At 27.1% G+C, this 883-nt stretch carries 1 protein-coding gene; it reads right to left on the bottom strand.

Annotation, left to right across the window (positions count from 1 at the left end; all coding sequences use genetic code 11):
• Positions 1-76 precede the first annotated feature (76 nt).
• Positions 77-718, bottom strand: coding sequence for a conserved phage C-terminal domain-containing protein (locus tag G3997_RS03435; RefSeq protein WP_442971233.1), 642 nt, complete (start codon positions 716-718; stop codon positions 77-79).
• Positions 719-883 lie beyond the last annotated feature (165 nt).

Here is an 883-nt window from a genome sequence, read left to right as displayed (position 1 = left end):
TAATACTTCCAAGTATTGAGTTTTCAATATTTATAGCTTCTAATGGTGCCATATACTCCCCCTAATTAAAATTTATTTAAAAATCAAATTCTATATCAAATGGTTTTATATCCTTTAAATCCTCTATATCCTCATTCTTATCAACTTCTTCGTTTAAGTNNNNTTCAAACTTATTACTAAACAAAGTTTCTGGTCTTAAGTATTTTTCCATTTCAGTATATAACCACTGTTTTGACTTTATATCTATAACCTTGTAAAAGTCTTCTTCATCAAAACCTTCATTAAGTCTTGCATTTACAAGACACTTAGTTTTTACTGATGTTTTTTTAAATCTCTTCCCAGTTTTCTTGTTTAAATAATCAACTACACAATTATTTATTTTATTATTATTTATATTATCTTTTTTAGAGTGGCAGTTCTCTAACCTCGTACCTGTATCGTATATATGTTCGTTWWWTAGGYAYRAATTATTGCTATTACTAGCTTCTTTAACAACYCTACCTAGGTCATGTCCTAGGTTATGACCTAGGTCGATATTATTGCTGTATTCATATACTGATGGTGTGTTATCAGCGTTTCCTAATTGAACTAATTGTATTATATTTAAGTCCTTAAAGTTTTTTATAAGTCTTTTTGCTTTTCCTATTGATATATTTAAATCCTTAGAAACAGTGCCATTGCTTATGTAGAATTGTCCTCTTGGTAGWTTTCCATTCATGTTGTTGTARTTTACTTTTTTAGTTATGTAGTGATTGAATATTATTTTATCWGTRTCTTTTATGTTATCAAATTTTAATACTTGTATATTTGTTTTAAAATATCCTATTTGTGATTCCATTACTTTACCCTCCCCTATTGTAACAAACATGCTTTTTAAATTATC

It is taken from the genome of Romboutsia sp. 13368 (assembly GCF_018336475.1).
In the GTDB taxonomy this organism is placed as follows: domain Bacteria; phylum Bacillota; class Clostridia; order Peptostreptococcales; family Peptostreptococcaceae; genus Romboutsia.
The sequence above is the reverse complement of the archived record's forward strand: the minus strand, read 5'-3'. Positions and strand labels throughout refer to the sequence as shown.